General features: G+C 64.0%; 1 protein-coding gene. It reads left to right on the forward strand.

Annotation, left to right across the window (positions count from 1 at the left end):
• Nucleotides 1-810, forward strand: an 810-nt coding sequence (locus tag ASU03_RS21255) for a hypothetical protein (protein WP_197411318.1), incomplete at both ends; no start/stop codon positions are given.

Below are 810 nucleotides of genomic sequence, written 5' to 3' on the forward strand. Positions count from 1 at the left end.
ATGTCGAGCACCAGCCAGACGCGGCGTTGAAACATCTGCCGCCAGCGCTACCCGCAAGCCTGGATTACTTGGCATTCCGCCAGAAAAACCTGCGCGGCCTGGCCCTGGAAGCCAAGCAAGACTGGCCAGACGCTGCCACCCTTTGGCTGCAACTGCTGCCGCACGCCAAGCTGCCTTTGCAGCGCGAGCAACTGGAACTGGCCCTGGCGATGAACTACGAGCGCAGCGGCCAATTGGCCAAGGTGTTCACCGCCGACTCGCCGATCCAGACCCCGCAAGTGCGCTATATCCTGCTGCGCAGCGTGGCCGGCCCAGAGTTGTTGCGCCAGCAGATCAGCCAGGCCAGCGACCCGCTGGAGCGCAGCACCGCGCAATTTGTGTTGCTCTACAAAGACCTGCTGCGCGGCCAGTTCGCAACTTTCGCCGAGGATTTGCAGCAACTGCCGGCCTCCCCTGCCGCAGACAAGATCGGCACCAGCCTGGGCTACGTGTACGACGGCGGCCAGGCGCTGACCTTGTTCCGCTGGAGCGGCGACAAAGCAGCCTCGGGCTACGCGTGCCCGACCATCGCGCAAACCGCCAGCACCTTGCAAAACGACGCGAAAAACCCACACGGCCTCAATTGCCTGGGTGAGTTCATCCTGCGTAACGGCCTGGACGGCATGCCCCTGGAAGAAGCGCGCTCGGCCGGCAGCCTGGGCAGTACCGCATCGGGCTTCACCGGTGAAACCTTCTCGCGGCTCGATGGTTATCAACAGGTGATCGCCAACCCCAAGGCGCCCCGTGACGACAAGGCCTATGCGCTGTTCC

Origin of the sequence: Colwellia sp. TT2012 (genome assembly GCF_001440345.1) — a bacterium.
GTDB lineage: Bacteria > Pseudomonadota > Gammaproteobacteria > Enterobacterales > Alteromonadaceae > Colwellia.